Source organism: Streptomyces triculaminicus (assembly GCF_017349075.1).
Classification (GTDB): domain Bacteria; phylum Actinomycetota; class Actinomycetes; order Streptomycetales; family Streptomycetaceae; genus Streptomyces; species Streptomyces triculaminicus.
The window spans coordinates 1,798,917-1,817,059 of the sequence record NZ_JAFMOF010000002.1 but is presented as its reverse complement, the minus strand read 5'-3'; the positions used below and the strand labels follow the sequence as shown (position 1 = coordinate 1,817,059).

The 18,143-nt window shown below is 71.9% G+C and carries 13 protein-coding genes; 3 read left to right on the top strand and 10 right to left on the bottom strand.

What is annotated here, in order from left to right; translation table 11 throughout:
- From J1792_RS18300 to J1792_RS18260, 9 genes are all read right to left on the bottom strand, one after another.
- Positions 1–6,873, bottom strand: coding sequence for a type I polyketide synthase (locus tag J1792_RS18300; RefSeq protein ID WP_207247726.1), 6,873 nt, complete (start codon positions 6,871–6,873; stop codon positions 1–3).
- Positions 6,874–7,167: 294 nt separating this feature from the next.
- Positions 7,168–8,217 carry a 2-aminoethylphosphonate ABC transporter substrate-binding protein gene (locus J1792_RS18295; protein WP_207247725.1) on the bottom strand — a complete coding sequence of 350 codons (1,050 nt, stop codon included), beginning with the start codon at positions 8,215–8,217 and terminating at the stop codon, positions 7,168–7,170.
- A 38-nt stretch (positions 8,218–8,255) separates the two neighbouring features.
- Positions 8,256–9,047, bottom strand: a complete 792-nt coding sequence (locus tag J1792_RS18290; RefSeq protein WP_207247724.1) for an ABC transporter permease — start codon at positions 9,045–9,047, stop codon at positions 8,256–8,258.
- A complete protein-coding gene (locus J1792_RS18285) occupies positions 9,034–9,927 on the bottom strand; it encodes a 2-aminoethylphosphonate ABC transporter permease subunit (RefSeq protein ID WP_207247723.1) in 894 nt (297 codons plus the stop codon). The genes J1792_RS18290 and J1792_RS18285 overlap by 14 nt, the downstream gene beginning before the upstream one ends.
- Positions 9,920–11,029, bottom strand: coding sequence for an ABC transporter ATP-binding protein (locus J1792_RS18280; protein ID WP_207247721.1), 1,110 nt, complete (start codon positions 11,027–11,029; stop codon positions 9,920–9,922). Before J1792_RS18280 ends, J1792_RS18285 begins: the two co-directional genes overlap by 8 nt.
- Complete coding sequence (locus tag J1792_RS18275; protein ID WP_207247719.1) at positions 11,026–11,727, bottom strand: phosphonatase-like hydrolase; 702 nt, start codon at positions 11,725–11,727, stop codon at positions 11,026–11,028. The genes J1792_RS18280 and J1792_RS18275 overlap by 4 nt, the downstream gene beginning before the upstream one ends.
- A gap of 7 nt (positions 11,728–11,734) precedes the next feature.
- Positions 11,735–12,856 carry a TIGR03364 family FAD-dependent oxidoreductase gene (locus J1792_RS18270; RefSeq protein ID WP_207247718.1) on the bottom strand — a complete coding sequence of 374 codons (1,122 nt, stop codon included), beginning with the start codon at positions 12,854–12,856 and terminating at the stop codon, positions 11,735–11,737.
- Between the two features lie 135 nt (positions 12,857–12,991).
- Positions 12,992–13,774, bottom strand: coding sequence for a GntR family transcriptional regulator (locus tag J1792_RS18265; RefSeq protein WP_086567134.1), 783 nt, complete (start codon positions 13,772–13,774; stop codon positions 12,992–12,994).
- 86 nt (positions 13,775–13,860) lie between these two features.
- A complete protein-coding gene (locus J1792_RS18260; protein ID WP_086567136.1) occupies positions 13,861–14,079 on the bottom strand; it encodes a superinfection immunity protein in 219 nt (72 codons plus the stop codon).
- Positions 14,080–14,224: 145 nt separating this feature from the next.
- Here J1792_RS18260 and J1792_RS18255 point away from each other — a divergent pair, with 145 nt between their 5' ends.
- The 3 genes from J1792_RS18255 to J1792_RS18245 all read left to right on the top strand — a co-directional run bounded on the left by J1792_RS18255 (position 14,225) and on the right by J1792_RS18245 (position 17,470).
- Positions 14,225–15,700 carry an NF041680 family putative transposase gene (locus tag J1792_RS18255; RefSeq protein WP_307843040.1) on the top strand — a complete coding sequence of 492 codons (1,476 nt, stop codon included), beginning with the start codon at positions 14,225–14,227 and terminating at the stop codon, positions 15,698–15,700.
- Between the two features lie 70 nt (positions 15,701–15,770).
- Positions 15,771–16,280, top strand: coding sequence for a hypothetical protein (locus J1792_RS18250; protein ID WP_229900229.1), 510 nt, complete (start codon positions 15,771–15,773; stop codon positions 16,278–16,280).
- Between the two features lie 302 nt (positions 16,281–16,582).
- Positions 16,583–17,470 carry a hypothetical protein gene (locus tag J1792_RS18245; protein ID WP_207247716.1) on the top strand — a complete coding sequence of 296 codons (888 nt, stop codon included), beginning with the start codon at positions 16,583–16,585 and terminating at the stop codon, positions 17,468–17,470.
- Positions 17,471–17,625: 155 nt separating this feature from the next.
- Here J1792_RS18245 and J1792_RS18240 read toward each other — a convergent pair whose 3' ends face one another.
- On the bottom strand, positions 17,626–17,946 hold the full coding sequence (locus tag J1792_RS18240; RefSeq protein WP_307843023.1) for a hypothetical protein: 321 nt from the start codon (positions 17,944–17,946) through the stop codon (positions 17,626–17,628).
- Positions 17,947–18,143: the final 197 nt, after the last annotated feature.

Here is an 18,143-nt window from a genome sequence, read left to right as displayed (position 1 = left end):
TCACCACCCCGGAGCGGCGTAGACGACCTCGCATGTGTCGTCGTCACCCCAGGTCAGTTCGCGCAGCAGGGCGAGCGTCCCCTCCCTCGGATCGATCAGGCCGATGCCGCGCCGGGCGTACTCCCGTGCGAGTTCCGGGCCGACCATCCCGCCGTGTGTGCCGTCCGGGGCCCACGGCCCCCAGTGGACGGTCACCGCCCGCGTCCCCGTGGAGCGGTGCCATGCCCTGCCCTGTGCGGCGAGGGCGTCGTTGGCGGCGGCGTAGTCCGCCTGGCCCCGGTTGCCGTACACGGCCGCGACCGAGCCGAACAGCACCGCGAAGCGGGGTGGTGCGGGGAGCCGGCGCAGCGCGGCGAAGAGCGTACGGGCGCTCTCCGCCTTCGTCTCGTGGACGCGGGTGAAGGACGCGGGGTCCTTGTCGGCGATGAGTTTGTCCTCGATGACACCGGCGGCGTGCACCAGGCCGTCGATGCGTCCGTGGCGGGCGTGGGTCTCCTTGACCGCCTGCTCGACGGCCTCCGCGTCCCGCAGGTCGACGGAACGGTATCCGCCCTCGCCGCCGGCCGCGCGGATCGCGGCGAGGGTCGCCTCGACCCCGCGGCGGGCCAGGATGAGGCCGGCTTGCCGGTCGATCTCCGCGTGGCGGAGCTCGCCGCGCTCGGCGAGTGCGGCCCGCAGCGCGGCGCGTCCGGTGACGCCCGCGATCCCGGGCGGCTCGGGGGCGTCGACCAGAGCGGTGCGACCGAGCAGTTCGACCCGGCAGCGGGCGGCCGCCGCGAAGGCGACGGCGACGCGCGCGGCGATCCCGCGCGCCCCGCCCGCGAACAGCAGGACGGACTCCGGACCGAGCCCGAGGGCCGTGACCGCCCGCTCCGCGGTGGACTCGTCGTCCGTGAGCAGCGGGCCCAGCGGGGTCTCCTGCGGCTCGATGCCGAACCGACGGCCGTCTTCGGTTCGGACGACGACGGGTTCCCGGTCGGGTGCGATGAGTTCCGCGACGATCGCGGCCGCCGTGCCGTCGGTGTCCTGCCCGCCGGGAAGAGACACCAGGCGGGCGGCTGTGTCCGGATACTCGCGGGCTGCGGTGCGGAGGAAACCGCCCAGCCCGTCGACTCGATCGCCGTCCTCGGCCCACCGTACGCACAGCAGGCGGCGCGGTCCGCGTCCGAGCAGGTCCTTCAGGAGGGGGAAGGCGCCCGGCAGTACGGGCCCGGCCAGCAGGATCACCCCATCCAGCGGCCCGGCCGGGTCTCCGGACACGCCGTCGGAGTGGGTGGCGTGCGCTCCGTGCTCCCGGAGCCGGGCGACGAGGGCCCGGGCGGTACGGTCGCTGCCGCCGAGCACGAGGACGCGCGTGTCCCGCAGGGCCGGGGAGCCGTCCGGTGGCGGTGCGTCGTCCAGGGCCACGCTCCGCGGGACGTACCGCCGGGGCGCGACTCCGGTCGGCTCCGCGGTCGCGGAGTCGTCCGGCTCCTGCTCCGGGCGCGAAGTGGGGGTCTGGGACTCTGCCGGACCTCCCGTGTGCGCATCCATCCACTCCACGATCGACGCCGCGGTCCGTGCCCGCGTCAGGCTCTCCAGGTCCGCGTCGTCCCAGGTCTGCAGTCCGACGCCTCCCAGGCGCTTCGCCAGTTCACCGGCGATCTCCGTCCGCTTGATCGAGTCCACGCTCAGATCGGCCTCGAGGTCGAGCTGGGGGTCGAGCATCTCCACGGGGTAGCCGGTCCGTTCGCTGATGACCGACAGCACCGTGCGCAGCAGGTCGGGCTCGTCGGCTTCCGCGGGAAGGGCCGTTGCCGTCGCCTCAGCCGCCACTGCTGTCGCTGCTGTCGCTGCCGGAACGGCGGCCGATTCCATCACCGGCGCGGGGGCCTGCGGCGGGATGGCCGCCGTCCCGCCGAAGTACGTCAGCAGGACGTCCCGCTGTGCCGCGATCAGCTCACGGCTGCCGCGCAGGAAGTCCTGGAGCAGGACCGCCCGGTCCACCCCTCCGGTCCCGTTCGCGCCGGCACCGCCCAGGGCCGGTGTCTCGCCCAGGGCGGGTGTCAGCGGTGCGATCCGCCGGGCCGGCTGCATTCCTCCGGGGAGCAGCCCGCCGTCCGCGGTGCGGACCATGTGCCCGTCCACGATCCAGCCGGGGCGCTCCGGCGTCCGCCCGGGCTCGGCCACCACCGCGTCCCGGCCCGCGAACAGCGCTTCCGCGTCGACGTGGACGCCCCCTGAGACCGCCAGCCGCGCCAGCGCCTCCAGGTGACCGCGCAGCCCCGCCTCGGGGTGCGGCTCGAAGGGGACGGCCAGGTGCGGCCGGTCGCCGAGGGTGGCGCGCACCAGGCCGGTGAGTACGGTGCCGGGGCCTGCTTCGACGAAGATCCGCGCTCCGGCCTCGTACATCGCCTCGATCTGCTCGGCGAAGCGCACCGGCGCCGTGATCTGCCCGGCGAGGCGGGCCCGCAGCTCCGCGGTGTCCGCCGGGTAGCGGGTCGCTGTCAGCCCGGACCACACCGGGATCTCCGGTGCACGTAAGGGGCGGGAGGAGAGCACCTCGGCGAAGGTCTCCGCCGCGCCGGCCATCATCGGGCTGTGGAACGCGCACGCCACGTCGAGCGGCTGCGCGCCGAAGCCGGCGTCCCGCAGTGCCGCCACGCCTTGGCGCACCGCCTGGCTCGGCGCAGCGATCGTCGTCTGGGACGGAGAGTTGTGGCCCGCGACCACCACGTGGCCGGCGAGACCGGCCTTGGCCAGTACGGCCTCCACGGCTGCCGCGCCCGCTGTGACGGCGGCCATGGCGCCCGGCTCGTCCCCGGCCGCGCTGAGCATCGTCTCGGCGCGCAGCTCGCTCAGCTCGGGCAGGTCCGCGGCGGGGAACGCGTCGGCCACGCACAGCGCCACGAGTTCTCCGTAGGAGTGACCGGCCACCATGTCGGGGCGGACTCCGAGCGTCGACAGCACATCGTGGGCGGCCAGGCAGGCGGCACCCAGGGCGGGCTGGGCCCGGCGGGTGTCGGCGAGCCGGGCACGCTGTGCGTCCCGGCCGGCCGGGTCGAACGCGGCCGGCGGGAACATCGCGTCGACCGGGGCCCGGCGCAGGTGCTCGTGCGTCTCCGGGAAGGCGGTGAACAGGTCCGCCAGCATGCCGGGCCGCTGGCTGCCCTGGCCCGGGAAGAGGAAGGCCAGCTTGCCGGTCTCGCCCTCTGCGGTGGCCGGGTGGTCGTTCCCCTCGGCCTCGACTGTGAAAACGCCCGGCGCCGCGTTGCCCGCCAGCGCGGCCCGTAGCAGGCCGGGCAGTTCGGCGAGGTCGGCGGCGACGACGGCCGCAGTGACCGGACCGGCGGCCGGGTCCGCGGCCCGGCGCGCCGCTGTGCGTGCCAGGTCGCGGAGCCGCCACGGCCGCCAGCGGGCCGTGTCCTTCCCGTCCGTGTGCTTCCCGTCCGCGGTGGCGGCCGTTCCGGTGACCGCGCGGTCCGCGTCCGTCTCCGCCAGTCGCAGCAGCTCCTCGATCGCCACCTTGCCGCGGAACAGGAACAGCTCGGCGGGCCAGGCGTCGGCGGCCTGGCGTGGCGGGGCTTCGTTGTCGCACCCGCCCAGCACGACGTGGAAGTTGGTGCCGCCGAAGCCGAAGGCGCTCACGCCGCCCACGCGTTCCCCGGACGGCGTGGCCCAGGGCAGGGCCCGTTGGTGGAAGACGAATGGGCTGCTCTCCGGCCGCCAGGCCGGATTGGGCTGCCGGATGTGCAGGGTCGGCGGGCGCACTCCGGTGTACAGCGCCAGAGCCGTCTTGATCACGCCGGCGAGGCCGGCCGCGCACTTGGTGTGGCCGATCTGCGACTTCACCGAACCGATCACGCAGCCGCCCGACGCTGCCGCCGACTCCTGGAACACCTCGGTGAGCACGTCGAGTTCGGTACGGTCGCCGACGACCGTACCGGTGCCGTGCGCCTCGACCAGGCCGACCCGGGCCGGTGAGATGCGGGCCTGGGCGTAGGCCCGCTCCAGCGCCGTGCGCTGGCCCTCCGGCCGTGGCGCGGTCAGGCCGCGGGAGCGTCCGTCGCTGGAGGAGCCGACGCCCTTGACGACGGCGTAGATACGGTCGCCGTCGCGCTGGGCGTCGGCCAGTCGTTTGAGCACCACGCAGGCGACGCCCTCGCCCAGGGCGATGCCGTCCGCCCCGGCGTCGAAGGTCTTGCAGCGGCCGGTGGGGGACAGTGCGTGCACGGAGGAGAAGAGGACGTAGTCGTTGATGCCGTTGTGCAGGTCGGCGCCGCCGCACAGGGCGAGGTCCGCCGCGCCCGTGGTCAGCTCCTTGCAGGCGACGTCGAGGGCGGCCAGTGAGGAGGCGCAGGCGGCGTCCACGGTGTAGTTGGCTCCGCCGAGGTCCAGGCGGTTGGCGATGCGGCCGGAGATGACGTTGGCGAGCATCCCGGGGAAGGAGTCCTCGGTGAGGGCGGGCAGCTGCTCCGCCAGGTCCTCCGGGAGCCGTCCGCCCAGATAGGACGGCAGGACGGTGCGCAGCGTGGTCGCGCCGGCCATGTCGCTGCCCGCCTCGGCCCCGAAGATCACGGCGGTGCGTGCGCGCGGGAAGTCACGCTGTTCGTAGCCCGAGTCGGCGAGGGCGCGCCGGGCCGCTTCCAGGGCGAGCAGCTGTACGGGGTCGACGGAGGCGAGTGAGGACGGCGGGATGCCGTAGCGCAGCGGGTCGAAGGGGATTCCCGGCAGGAAGCCGCCCCATCGGGAGGCCGAGGTGTCGTGCGCGGGCGCTTCCGCGCCGTAGTGGAGGGCGGGCTCCCAGCGGTCCTCGGGCACTTCGGTGACCGCGTCCGTGCCGGCGAGTACCTGGGCCCAGAAGGCGGGCAGGTCGGGGGCTCCGGGGAACATGCCGGCCATGCCGATGATCGCGACGTCGAGCGGCGGCGCGGGGGCCGGGGTCGCGTGGGCCGTGGCCCCGGAGGGCGCGTCGCCGGTCAGTTCCGCGGCGCGCCGCTCGTAGAAGGCGGCCGCCCCGGCCGTGACGGCGTGGTGCAGTTCGTCCACGGTGGTGGTGGCGTCGCGCAGCACCGCGACCTCCCCGGCCATGAACATGCCCTCGTCGAGCTGCCGTTCCTCTCCCACCGGGTGGAGTTCGTCTTCCACGCGCTCGACGCCCTTGGCGGCGATGCGCAGCCGTCCCAGGTTGAGCCGTTCCAGCCGCTCCCAGGCTTCTCGTCCGCGGATGCCTTGCCGGCGCAGGTCGTCCTGGTGCCTGCGGTAGGTGGCGGTGAACGGGCTCGGTACGCAGCGGGTGACGTGGCCCGGCGCGGTGTCCAGCAGGACGGTGCTCTCGGCGGTGAGCACTGTGTGCTGGAAGGTGGGCTGGAGCGCGCCGCACTCCACCGCCTCGTGGGTGAAGAGGTACGCGGTGCCCATCAGGACGCCGATCGCGGCGCCGCGTCGGGTGAGCCCGGTGGACAGGGCCGCGACCATGGCCGCCGAGCGCTCGTCGTGGATGCCGCCGGCGAACAGCACTTCGATCCCGGGTGGCTCGTCCCGCTCCCGCCGGTCGCGGTCGTCCAGGAACCGTTCCAGGACGGCCAGCTGGGCCTCCCAGAGCGGGAAGGAGTTGCTGGGCCCGACGTGGCCGCCGCATTCGGCGCCCTCGAAGACGAAGCGCCGGGCTCCCGCGTCGAGGAACTGCCCGAGCAGCCCGGGCGTCGGGACCTGCAGGAAGGTGCGGACGCCGTGGGCTTCCAGCGCGGCGGCCTGCGTGGGGCGGCCACCGGCGAGGACGGCATGGGTGGGCCGGAGTTCGCGTACGGCTTCGAGCTGGGTGCGGCGCACGTCGTCCGGCGCGAAGCCCAGGATGCCGACGCCCCAGGGCCGCCCGTCGAGCACGGCCCTGGTCTCCTCCAGAAGGGATCTGGTCCGCTCGGGACCGGAAAGGGCCAGCGCGAGGAACGGGAGGCCGCCGCCCTCCGCGACCGCCGCGGCGAAGCGCGCCTGGTCGCTGACCCGTGTCATCGGCCCCTGAGCGATGGGGAGTTCGGTGCCGAACGAACGGCTCATGGCGGATCCGGGGCGCAGCGCCTCGGGCCCTCCGGGGGTGCGGAGCGCCCGGTCGATGCCCTCGCGCACCGCTCGTACCGCCGCGCCCACCGTGCGGTGGTCCTGGGCGAAACGGCGGGCGAGGAAGGCGTCCTGTCCGAGCGGGACGGGGCGGTCGCGCAGTTCGGCGGGCAGGCCCGGCCGGTCGCGGTCCAGCAGGCGCCGTCCGCCGGCGAGGATCGTGCCGGTGCCGTCCGCCGTGCGCAGCAGGCGGGCGAGCGCGGGCGGAGTGGCCGCTTCCTCCAGCAGTGCGAGCTGTACGTCGAGTACGACCCCGGTGGCGCCCGCGAGGACGGCCGCCGCGGCGGTGTTCGGCCCGACGCCGCCGCACGCCCAGACGGGGACGCCCACCTCGGGGTCGGCGAGCAGCTGTTGCAGCAGCACGAAGGTGGACAGTTCACCGGCCGGGCCACCGCACTCACTGCCGCGCGCGACGATACCGGCCGCCCCCGCCCGTACCGCGGCACGGGCCTCGGCCCGGGAGCGGACCTCGGCCAGGACGGTGACGCCTCGGGCCCAGTCCGCGGGCCGGGTGACGCCGGGGGCGAGCAGGACGGTGTGCGGCCCCGGGGCGTGCCGGTCGTGCAGTTCGTCCGGATGGAGTGCGCAGTCCTCCGCAACACGTACACCGAAGGTGCCGCCGGTCCAACGGCGGGCGAGGGAGAGGGCTTCGCGGGCGCGCCGGCCCCCGCCGCCGAGGTCGAGGACGCCGAGCCCACCGGCTCTGCGGACGGCCGCGACGAGTCGCGGGTCAGACTCCCCGAAAGGACTGACACCGATGACGGTTGTCTGCACCACGAAGACGGCTCCCCACCAGGGACTCTGGAAACTGGACGATGCCGGAGGAGCCGGATGCAAGGACTATCGCTCCCGCCTCCGCAGTTACTTGAGCCTCTGCAGCAAAGTTCCGGATCACCGTTTCACGCCCGCAACCAGAGGTACAAGTCCGGTTACACAGCGCACAGTTGCATACACGGGAATCCTTTTGGCGCCCGCGCATCATATTCCGCTTGACATTGGACCTCAATACTCAACCTGAGACCGGCCATTCGCTGCCCGGCGCCGGGTACACCCCCAAGACGACCACCCGGGTCAGCTGCCGGTGGCCGTCTTCCACGCCTCGACATAGGAGGGAAGGTTCTTGTCGATGTCGGCCCAGTCGGGCTGGAAGATCTCCACTCCGCGCATGATTCCGGTGAGCGCGGTGGCGTTGAGGTCCGTCGCCTTGACGTCCGTACGGGAGGGGAAGCCGCCGCCCACAGCCGAGACCTCGCGCTGCACGCGGTCGGTCAGGAGGTAGTCGAGGAACTTCTTGGCGCTCGCCGCGTGCGGGGCGGCCTTGACGAGGCCGGCGGCGTACGGGAGGGCGAACGTGGTGGGCTTTCCGTTGTCGCCCGCCGGGAAGAAAATGCCCTGGTTCGGCATCGACTTCGTGTTGGCGAAGTTCATCTGCACGTCCCCGTTGGCCACCAGGAGTTCACCTTTGTCGACCTTGGGGGCGAGCTGGCCGGTGGACTTGGAGGGGCCGACGTTGTTCTTCTGCAGGTCCTTGAGGTAGGCCATGGCGGGTTCCTTGCCGCCGAGGTCGTGCATGACCTTGATGAGGACGGCCGTACCGTCGCCCGCCACGCCAGGCGTGGAGTACTGCAGCTTGCCCTTGTATCCGGCGTCGAGGAGGTCCTTCCAGGTCCTGGGCGGGGTGCCGTGGAGCTCCTTGGTGTTGTAGATGAAGCAGAAGTAGTTGTTGGCGACGGCCGTCCACTTGCCTGCGGGGTCCTTGGCGCCGTCGGCTACCTTGTCGGAGCCCTGGGGCCGGTAGGCGGCCAGCAGGCCTTTGCCGTCGGCCTGCTGGATGAAGGGCGGCAGGGTGACGACGACGTCGGCCTTGGTGTTGGACTTCTCCCGGGCCAGGCGCTGCACGACCTCGCCGGAGCCGCCTTCGACGTAGCGGACCTTGATGCCGGTCTCCTTCTCGAAGTCCTTGAAGACCTTGTCGTAGAAGCCGGAGCCGTCCTCGGCCCTGAGGCCGTCGGCGCTGTAGACGGTGATCTCCTTCGCGTCGGCGTCGGCCGTCCCGCCGCACGCGGTGAGCGGCAGGACGAGCAGGGCGGCCAGGGGAAGCATCGAGCGGGTACGGGGCATGGCGGACTCCCTGAGGTTCCTGGGGGTTGGGGGGGTGATCAGCGGTGTACGGCCCGTGTGCGGATCCGGGAGACCGCGAGGAGCGCGAGGAATGTGGTGGCCATGAGGACGACGGCGAGCGCGGCACCGGAGAAGAGCGCGCCGCGGTCGGTGGCGGCGAAGATCTTGACGGGCAGGGGCGCCCAGTCGGGCGGGTACAGCATGATCGTGGCGCTCAGTTCGCCCATGGACAGGGCGAAGCACAGCCCCGCGGCCGCCGAGAGCGACGGCAGGAGCAGCGGCAGCCTGACCCGCAGCAGCACGCGCAGGGGGCTCGCGCCGAGGCTCGCGGCGGCCTGTTCGTACGCGGGGTCGAGGCGGTCCAGGGCTGCCGAGACGGCCTGGTGGGCGAAGGAGGTCACGAGGACCGCGTGGGCCAGGACGACGATCGTGGGGGTGCCGTTGAGCAGGAGCGGCGGCTTGGAGAAGGCCACCAGGAGGGAGAGCCCGATCACCACGGACGGCACGGCGACCGGCAGCATGAACAGCAGGTCGATCACCCTACGGGCGCGTGAGCCCTTGGCCGCCAGTGCCGCCCAGGTCCCGGTGACGAGGGCGGCGGCCGAGGCGGCCAGCGCGGTCAGCAGACTGGTGGTCAGGGCGTCGAGCGCGTCCGCGTCGGTGGCGGCCCGGTAGTGCTCCAGGGTCGCGCCGGCGGGGAGGACTCCGCTCCACCGGGTGGCCAGGGAAGCGGCGAGGACGACGAGGAACGGCAGGGCGAAGACGGGCAGGAAGAGGGCGAGGAAGGCGGCGTGGACGGCCCGGCGGGCGCGTCGGCTATGTACGAGCACGGTGGGCTCCGTCGATGCGGTGGGTGAGCGTCCGGTAGAGCCCGTACAGCGCCAGGGAGAGGGCGATGTTGACGACGGCCACCACGCAGGCGCCGGCGTAGTCGCCGTCGAGGATCGCCTTGCCGTAGACGAGGACGGGCAGGGTCGTCACTTCCTTGGCGCCGGTGAACAGGACGATGCCGAATTCGTTGAGGCACATGACCAGGACCAGCGAGCCGCCCGCCGCCAGCGAGGGCAGGGCTTCGGGCAGGATCACCTGCCGGACGATCCGTGGGGCCCGGGCGCCGAGCGAGGCCGCGACGTCCAGCTGTGCGGGATCGATCTGCGCGAAGGCGCCGAGCAGCGGCCGCATCACGAACGGTGTGAAGTAGGTGATCTCGGCGAGCAGCACGCCCCAGGGGGTGTGCAGGAAGTCGAACGGACCGGCTGCCGCCCCGGTCGCGCCTGTCCACAGGCCGTTGGCGATGCCCGCGGTGCCGTAGACGAACAGCAGCGCGAGGGTGATGAGGAAGGAGGGGAAGGACAGGAAGACGTCGATGAACCGCCCGATCGCCTTGCCGCCCGGGAACGGTACGAACGCGATGACGAGGGCGAGGGCGAAGCCCAGGAGCAGGGAACCGGCGGTGGAGCCCGCGGCGATCAGCACGGTGTTGCGCAGGGCGTCCCGGAAGGCGGCCTGGGCGAAGACCTCGCCGTACGCGGAGAACGAGTGCCCGCCGCCGTCCGGCGACACCGACTGCCACAGGACGAGCGCGAGGGGATGGAGGAAGACGACGCCGAGTGCGGCGACAGGCGGGAGGGCCAGGACCCAGGCGGGGATCCGGCGCGGCCGGGCGGGCACGGCCACCCGTACGAGCGGCAGGCGCACGCCGCTAGCCATGAGCGGCACCTCCGCCCGGCCCGACGGGGGCTGCTGTCGCCGGGAGCACCACCGCGTCGCGCGCGGCGAAGTGCAGCGTGACCTCGGTGCCGAGCGACGACGTTTCGTGCAGTTCGCGGACGTCGGCCGTGACCCGGTGGCCGGCGACGTCGACGCACAGGCGGTGCGTGGCACCGCGCCACTGCACCTCCGTGACCGTCCCGCGCAGGGCGTTCGGCCCCTCCCCGAGCCCGATGGCGTGCGGGCGTACGCACAGCGTGGCCGGGTCGCCCGGCGCGGCGGCACCGGCCGCCGGTACGTCCAGCACGGCGCCGGCGAGCCGTACGCCGTCGCCGGTGACCGTCACCGGCAGCAGGTTGGCGTTGCCGACGAAGGAGGCGGTGAACTCGGTGCGCGGCCGCCGGTAGAGGTCCTGCGGCGTACCGCAGTCCTGGAGGCGGGCGCGGTCCATCAGCGCGATCCGGTCGGCGAGGGTGAGCGCCTCGATCTGGTCGTGCGTGACGTACAGCATGCTGACGTCCGGCAGGTCGCGGTGCAGGCGGGCGAGTTCGGCGAGCATTCCCGAGCGCAGCTGCGCGTCCAGGGCGGACAACGGTTCGTCCAGGAGGAGCACGCCGGGCCGGACGGCCAGCGCGCGGGCGATGGCGACGCGCTGCTGCTGTCCGCCGGAGAGCTCGCGCGGGTAGCGCCGGGCGTACGCGGACATGCCGGTCATCTCCAGCGCCTCGGTGACACGCGCGGCGATCTCGTCCCGTGGCGCCTTGCGTGCCCCGTGCGCCCCATGTACCCCTCGTGCCTTGAGGCCGAAGGCGACGTTGGCGTCGACCCTCATGTGGGGGAAGAGCGCGTACTGCTGGACCACCATGCCGACGCCGCGCCGGTGGGGCGGTAGGTCGGTGACGTCCCGGTCCCCGATGAACACCCGGCCGGCGACCGGCTGCACGAAGCCGGCGACCGCGCGCAGGGCGGTGGTCTTGCCGGAGCCCGAGGGGCCGAGGAGCGCCATGACCTCGCCGGGTTCGACGGTGAGGTCGAGCGCGTCGAGGACGATGTTTCCACCGTAGGCGACCGAGACGCCGTCGAAGCGGATGCCTGTGTTCAACGGCCGTCCTCCAGTCGGGAGAGCAGCTCCGGGAGATCTGCCACGGAAGCGAGGACGTGGGTGGCGCCGGAGGCGCGGAGTGTGGCCTCGTCATGGGCTCCGGTCAGGACGCCGGCCACGACGGCCGCCCCGGCGGCGGTGCCGGAGAGGACGTCGGAGGAGGTGTCGCCCGCCACCGCGACCTGCCGCACGGAGTCCGCGGTCTGGGTGCGCAGCAGGGCGGTGAGCACCATGTCGGGGTACGGGCGTCCGCGGCCGCCCGCGTCGGCGGGGCACAGGGCGAGGTCGGCCAGGTCCGTCCAGCCGAGGGCACGGAGAATGGCGTCCTGGGTGACACGCGCGAAGCCGGTGGTGAGGACGACGGTACGGCCGTCGGCGCGCAGCCGTTCGATCGCTTCACGGGCACCCGGCACGGCCTCGCAGTGGCCGTCGGTCACCAGGCGGCCGTACGCGGACTCGAATTCCGTGTTGGCGCGTCGCGCCCGCTCCTCGTCGCCGGCGAACAGGTGCCGGAAGACGGAGATCTTGGATTCGCCCATCGTGGCGCGCACGTAGGCGAGCTGTTCGTCGTAGCGGGGCGTGCCCGGCTCGACGCCCAGTGCCGTGGCCGCGGCGCCGAAGGCCCGCTCGACGAGACCGTCGTCGAGGACGGTGGTGCCGGCCATGTCCAGGGTGACAAGGGTGATCCTCTCGGTCATGCGTGTATCACCAGCCCAGTTCGTTCGCGGTCGTCTCGGCGATCGCCGGGGAGCAGGTCATGCCGCGGCCGCCGGGGCCGGTCACCAGCCACACGCCGTCGCGCAGCCGCTCGCGGTGCACGACGCGGGTGGTGTCCACGCACTGGGCGTACACCCCGGCCCAGCGTCGGCGGATCTGCGGCAGGGGCCGGCCGAGCAGCGACTCGGCGACGGCGGTCAGGTGCTCGTACGGGGCCTCGTCGACGTCGAAGGCGAACGGTTCGGCGTACTCGTGGGTGTCGCCGATCGTCAGGCCGCCGTCCGCGCGTTGGACCATCAGCAGCTGCATCTTGTGCTCGGCCGCGACCGGGGGCTGTGCCTGGCCCGCGGCCATGGCCTCGAGGGCGGTGCCGCTGTAGGCGGGGTAGTAGCGGAAGCTGTCGGCGTCGGCGACGGAGGTGGTGAGCTCCTCCCCCAGCGGCGCGGTTTGCATCATCTGCAGCCGCACCCGGCGTACGGGGAGGGCGGGGGCGAGTTCGCGGACGAGTCCGCCCAGCCAGGCGCCGGTGCACAGGATGACCGCGTCGCCGCTGTGGACGCGGCCGTGGTCGTCGCGGACGGCGCGGTCTCCGACGACCTCTCGGACCTCTCGCCCGCCGAGGAAGGTGTAACGACCGGAGAGATGTAGGGCGTCCTTCAGCGCGCGCTGGGCCGTGCGCGGCTCGACGGCGGCGTCGCGGTCACAGGCCAGGGCGCCGAGGAGCTCGCCGCGCAGGGCCGGGTTGGCCGCCCGGACCTCGGCGGGGGTGAGGAGGCGGAACCCGCGGACGTCCGCGTCGGGCGCGGCCAGGGCGGCGCGGGCGACGGCCAGTTCGGCCTCGGTGGTGACGGTGGTCAGGGAACCGTTGGCGCGGAAGCCGAGGCCCGGTACGGCTTCTGCGATCTCCTCCCACAGGGTCCGGGCCCGCAGGGCCGTCTCCAGCTCCTCGCCCGCGGCCCGGCCGCTGACCCAGATCAGGCCGAAGTTGCGGACGGAGGCGCCTCTGGCCTCGCGCTCACGCTCGATGTGCACGACCTCGTGGCCGCGCTGAACTGCTTGCCAGGCATGCATGGTTCCCAGCACGCCCGCTCCGACGACTATGACTCGCATGAGTCGAACACTCGTCAAACGGAGTGACCCGAAGGCGGCCGAACGACGAACCGGCGGCAAACGAGCCGCCAATCTTGGACTAGACCCGTTATCGATTCGTGATGGAAGTCGGAGCGGCCGTTGGGCGGCGTCGGCTCAGCCTTCGGTACCGCGCAGGTGGGTGGTGAAGGAGAACCGGTCCCCTCTGTAGAGCGAGCGCACGCGCTCCAGCGGCCTTCCCTCCGTATCCCGCGACACCCGGTGGATCAGCAGCATCGGCAGCGCGGGCGGCGTACCGATCAGCAGCGCCTCGCGGGGCGTGGCCAGAACGGTCTCGAGCCGTTCGTCCGCGTCCCCGAAACCGATGCCGAGGCGCTCGCGCAGGTACGCGTAGAAGGACGAGTCCGGCTCGAACTCCGCGTCCAGCCCCGGTGCCCGCTCGACCGCCACGTACGTACTCTCCAGCCCCACCCGTTCGTCGTCGGCGAGCAGCACCCGCTCCAAGTGCCACACGGGATCCCCCGGCGCCACGCCGAGGTCGGGAGCGAGTGCGGCAGGGCAGGCGAGCCGGTCCAACCCGATGAGGCTGCGTCCCGGGCGCCGGCCCTGGCGACGCACGCCCTCGGTGTAGCTGGCCAGGGACAGCGGCTGCTCCAGCTTGGGCCCCGCGACCACCGTCCCGCGCCCCATCCGGCGCAGCCGACCCTCCAGCAGCAGCTCCCGCAGGGCCTGTCGCACGGTCTCCCGCGACACCTCGAAGCGCACGGCCAGCTCGCGCTCGGTGGGCAGCAGTCCCCCCTCCCCCAGCTCGTCGAGGAGGACGGCGACTTGGGCCTTGACCGCGTAGTACTTGGGGATCCGCCCGTGTTCGGGAATGCCGGCGCGCACCGGGGCGCCGGGCGGCCGCGCGGATTCGTCGTGCGTGTGCGTAGGGTCCACGGCGCGATCTTCGCATCTGCCACCGGTGCGATGCAGGTCCGGTGGCTTGCTGCACGGCGTCTGGCGAGGCGCCGTCGCACGGCTCGTCACACGGGCCGGCTGCGGGCGGCCGGGGCGGAGCGGGTCGCGAGGTAGAGAGCGACGGCCCAGCCGATGAGGGTGCCGCCGAGAACGAGGTTGATCGTCAGGATGAGCAGCCGGTTGGGATGCCTGCGGCGGAAGGCGATGACCGACGGCACGATGTATAAGGCCACGATGACGACGCCGAGGGCGACTGCCTCGAACGGTCCTATGTTACTGAACATCGGCTCAGCTTGTCATTTAAGGTCCAGCGTCGAACGTGACTCGAACTTGACCAGTGTTTTCGCAGTTCAGCGGACGTGAAGGCGGCCTTCGTCTGATCCTGTGCTCCGTCACAGAGGCAGAGGAACCAGCACGAAGGCCGTGGTCGTGAGTTTGGGGTATCAGGACGTCCTGCGGGATGCGTTCGCGGAAGTGTCATGCTTCCGGGCGGAGTTGTACGCGTGTCTGGCCGCACGGGGCGACGCCCTGTTCGAGTTATGCGACGCGCTGTTGTGCACGGACGGGCCGGTGCGGACGCTCGTCGACCTGGCACTCGCGCCGGAACACCGCCGCGGGCACGGAGCTCTTTACGACGGCCTCAACCAGGGACGGATCGATATCGCCCGGCTGCGTCGGGCCCTGGCCGGGATGCCGTTGCCGAGGGCGGCGGATGGTCGGATCGTCCTGGCCGCGGATGTCTCGCCGTGGCTGCGGCCAGACGCCAACACCTGCGCTGACCGGTCCTTCTGCCACACTTTCGGTCGGGGTGAGGGCAAGCATCAGATGGTCCCGGGCTGGCCGTACTCGATCGTGGCTGCGCTGGAGACCGGCCGGACGTCGTGGACGGCGGTGCTGGACGCGGTTCGTCTGGAGCCCGGCGCGGACGTTGCCGCGGTGACCACGGCCCAGCTCCGCGAGCTGGTCGACCGACTCGTTGCCGCCGGCCAGTGGAAGCCGGGCGACCCCGAAGTCCTGGTCGTGCTGGACGCCGGATACGACGCACCCCGCATTGCCCACCTGCTGACCGATCTGCCCGTCGAGATCCTCGGCAGACTGCGCTCCGACCGAGTCATGCGCCAGCCGACACCGCCGCGGGTCTACGACCCCAAGGGCGGCCGACCACCCAAGCACGGAGGCGAGTTCGTCTTCGGTGACCCCTCCACGTGGGGTATTGAGCAGGCCGTGACGACCACCGACACCCGCCTTTACGGCAAGGCGACCGCGCAGGCATGGGACCGCCTGCACCCGAGGCTCACCCGCCGGGCGGCCTGGATCGACTATGACGGACCGCTACCCATCATCGAAGGCACCGTCATCCGCCTGACCGTGCAGAAGCTGCCCAGCGGCGGGGTGAACAAGCCGGTCTGGCTGTGGTGGTCGGGCACCGCCGCCACCGAGGCCGATGTCGACCGCTGCTGGCAGTCCTTCCTCCGCCGCTTCGACCTGGAGCACACTTTCCGCCTGTTCAAGCAGACACTTGGGTGGACCAAGCCCCGTCTCCGCAGCTCGGAGGCTGCCGACCGGTGGACGTGGCTGGTGATCGCCGCCTATGCCCAGCTCCGGCTCGCGCGGCCACTGGCCATCGATCTCCGGCGGCCGTGGGAGAAACCGGCTCCGCCGAACAGGCTCACGCCCGCCAGGGTCCGCAGGGGGTTCAGGAACCTGTGCACGAAGACCGGCTCCCCGGCCAGTGCACCGAAACCGTCTCGTCCGGGGCCTGGCCGGCCGCCGGGTTCGAAGAACCGCCGCCCAGCCACCCGTCATGACGTGGGCAGAGTCCTGGCCACCGGCGAGGCATACAGCCGCCCCGCCCACCACAAAAAGGGCACCAAACCCCGGCGCACCGAGGAGCGGCAAACTTGACGGCCTGGGCCATGTGCAGCGGGCACGAGGCCGAAGAATTTCACGGGGTACGTCGGTGGATCTCAGCTCAGTGATCATCGCTGTCGCAGGCGTCGCAGGAACCCTGGGAGGGGCGCTACTCACCCAGCGCGGCTCCGAACGAGCGAAGCGCCTGGAGATAGAGCTCGTTCGAGACCATGAGGAGGTTCGCGAGGCCCGTTCGCTGCGACGCACCTGCTATGTGGAACTCAACCGGGATGCTCGGCAGTTCACCACCGCTCTCAACCGCCACCTGCACGTCATGAGGGAACGCGGCGTGGAGGAGGCCGACAGCGACGCACTCGAGGAAGCGAAGAACGCGCACCGCGATCGATACTCCGAAGCACAGATGATCGCCCCCGAAGAAGTACTCAGGCGAGCGAGTCTCGTCAACCAGGCCCTGAACAAGGTCTACGGCCAGGTCAAGCGCCTCGAACGCGGTGCCCCCGAACCAGGCGAAACGATGGAGACCGCGGCCCAGGCCCAGTACGAGGTCTGGGAGATGCTCCGAACTATGAGGACCGCTATGCGCCACGACCTCGGTGTGTCGCATGAAGATTGAGAGCTGGCACTCAGCTCCGTGCGAGCTCTCTTGTCTGCTTCGACCAGCCAAAAAACTGATCGAGACAGAGGTTAAAACGCAAGCTCAGACTATCCCGGTGCTCCCGCCGTGCGACCCCGGGCGCTCTCGGCTTCGGCCTGCCCGTCCGGGCCGCTCCAAAGAGCCCGGTAGGGGTGGTCGGCTGTCACTTCGTAACGGTGGCGTATCGGCCCGGTAACCGGGTGAGGCTGTCCCAGGGCCCGGTCCGTACGGACCAGTGACGGCTTCGGGCGGACCGGAGCCATGACCTGGGGGGAATCATCATGATCCGCACGCGCACTGCCACGTCTGTCGCTGTAGCCACTGCAGGCCTCCTGCTGCTCACCGCCTGCGGCGGCGACAACGACAGCTCCGCGCCCGCCTCCTCGGCGTCCGCCGACTCCAACCCCATCGCCGCCGGACAGAGCCTGGGCTTCCTCGGCGGCACCGCGAAGGCGAACAACGCCCCGCCCAGGACGGGTGACTGGGCGAACGAGCCGGGAAAGCCGGCGGTGAAGCCGGAGGCGCAGCAGTGGGTGCAGCTGTCCGCGTCGAAGGCCGGTGCGCTGAACCCGGTGGTGGTCAACGGCGCGGGCTTCACCCTCTACCGGTTCGACAAGGACACCGCGAGCCCCTCGAAGTCCACGTGCAACGGCGAGTGCGCGTCGACCTGGCCGCCGGTCGTCGTCGCACGGGGCGGCAAGATCTTCCTCGACGGGGTCGACAAGTCGAAGGTCGGCACCGTCAAGCGGGACGACGGCACGCTCCAGGTCACCGTCGGGGGCTGGCCTGTCTACCGCTTCGGCAAGGACACCAAGCCCGGTGACACGAAGGGGCAGGGCGTCGGGGGCACGTGGTTCGGTGTGACCCCCGACGGCAAGAAGGCGGGCGGGGCTGCTACCGGCGGTGGGAACAGTGGCCAGGGCAAGCCCGCCACCAGCGTCGTCCTCTTCGACGACGCCAACTTCGGCGACCCCTCCCAGGGCCTGGCGGGCAAGGGCTGCCAGAACGTCGCGCGCGACAACGTCGCCTCCTCCCTGCAGGCTCAGGGCAGTCTGAAGATCTGGTCCGAGGCCAACTGCAAGGGCAAGTCCAAGGTCGTCAACGGCGACGTCGCCGATCTCGCCACCATCGGCTTCGACAACGACATCTCCTCCGTCTTCTTCGGCTGAGCTTGCCCTTCAACCTCCGTCTGCGCTGTACCGCGCAGACGGAGGCTCCCGATCACGCGGAGCGGGAGAGCTGTTCGCGCACCCATTCAGGGTCGGGGTTGACGTGCAGCCGGCCCTGTTTCCTCAGCTGTCTCGCGCCCGCGTCAGGGCCCGAGTCACCCGTCATCGATGTCCGAGATGAGCTTGGTGCTCAGGTCGCTTTGCACTGCCAGCCGAGTGTGCCCGGCGTCCGGGCCGGTACCCCAGGTGAGCGTGACCGTGGTGAACAGGTGCCCAGCACCGGAGTCGTGGTAGCGGACTTCCCAGTGGGTGGGCACGTCCTGGGCGCGCAGGACGCCGTCGGCGTGGTTGGCCTCCTCCCAGGCGGCCAACCGTTGCCGGAGGTCCTCCGTGAGGTAGTGGGCGCGAAGCTCCTGACCCAGGTCATCGGTTCCGTCGTCGACGGCATCGATGTAGGCGCCGTAGAAGTCGGCCACCCGATCGACTGCCGAGTCCGGGCTCCCGCCACGGACTTCCTCATTCGACTGATCTTCCGGCATGAATTCCCCCCTGGGAAACTGTTGCCCGCCCACACTCTTGGCGACAAACTGCCCAAGTTCCGCTTGAAACAGTCCTTTTAGAGGATATGAGGCCGAACGTGATGTTCTGGCCATTGCCCGCGCTCGTGGGCGCC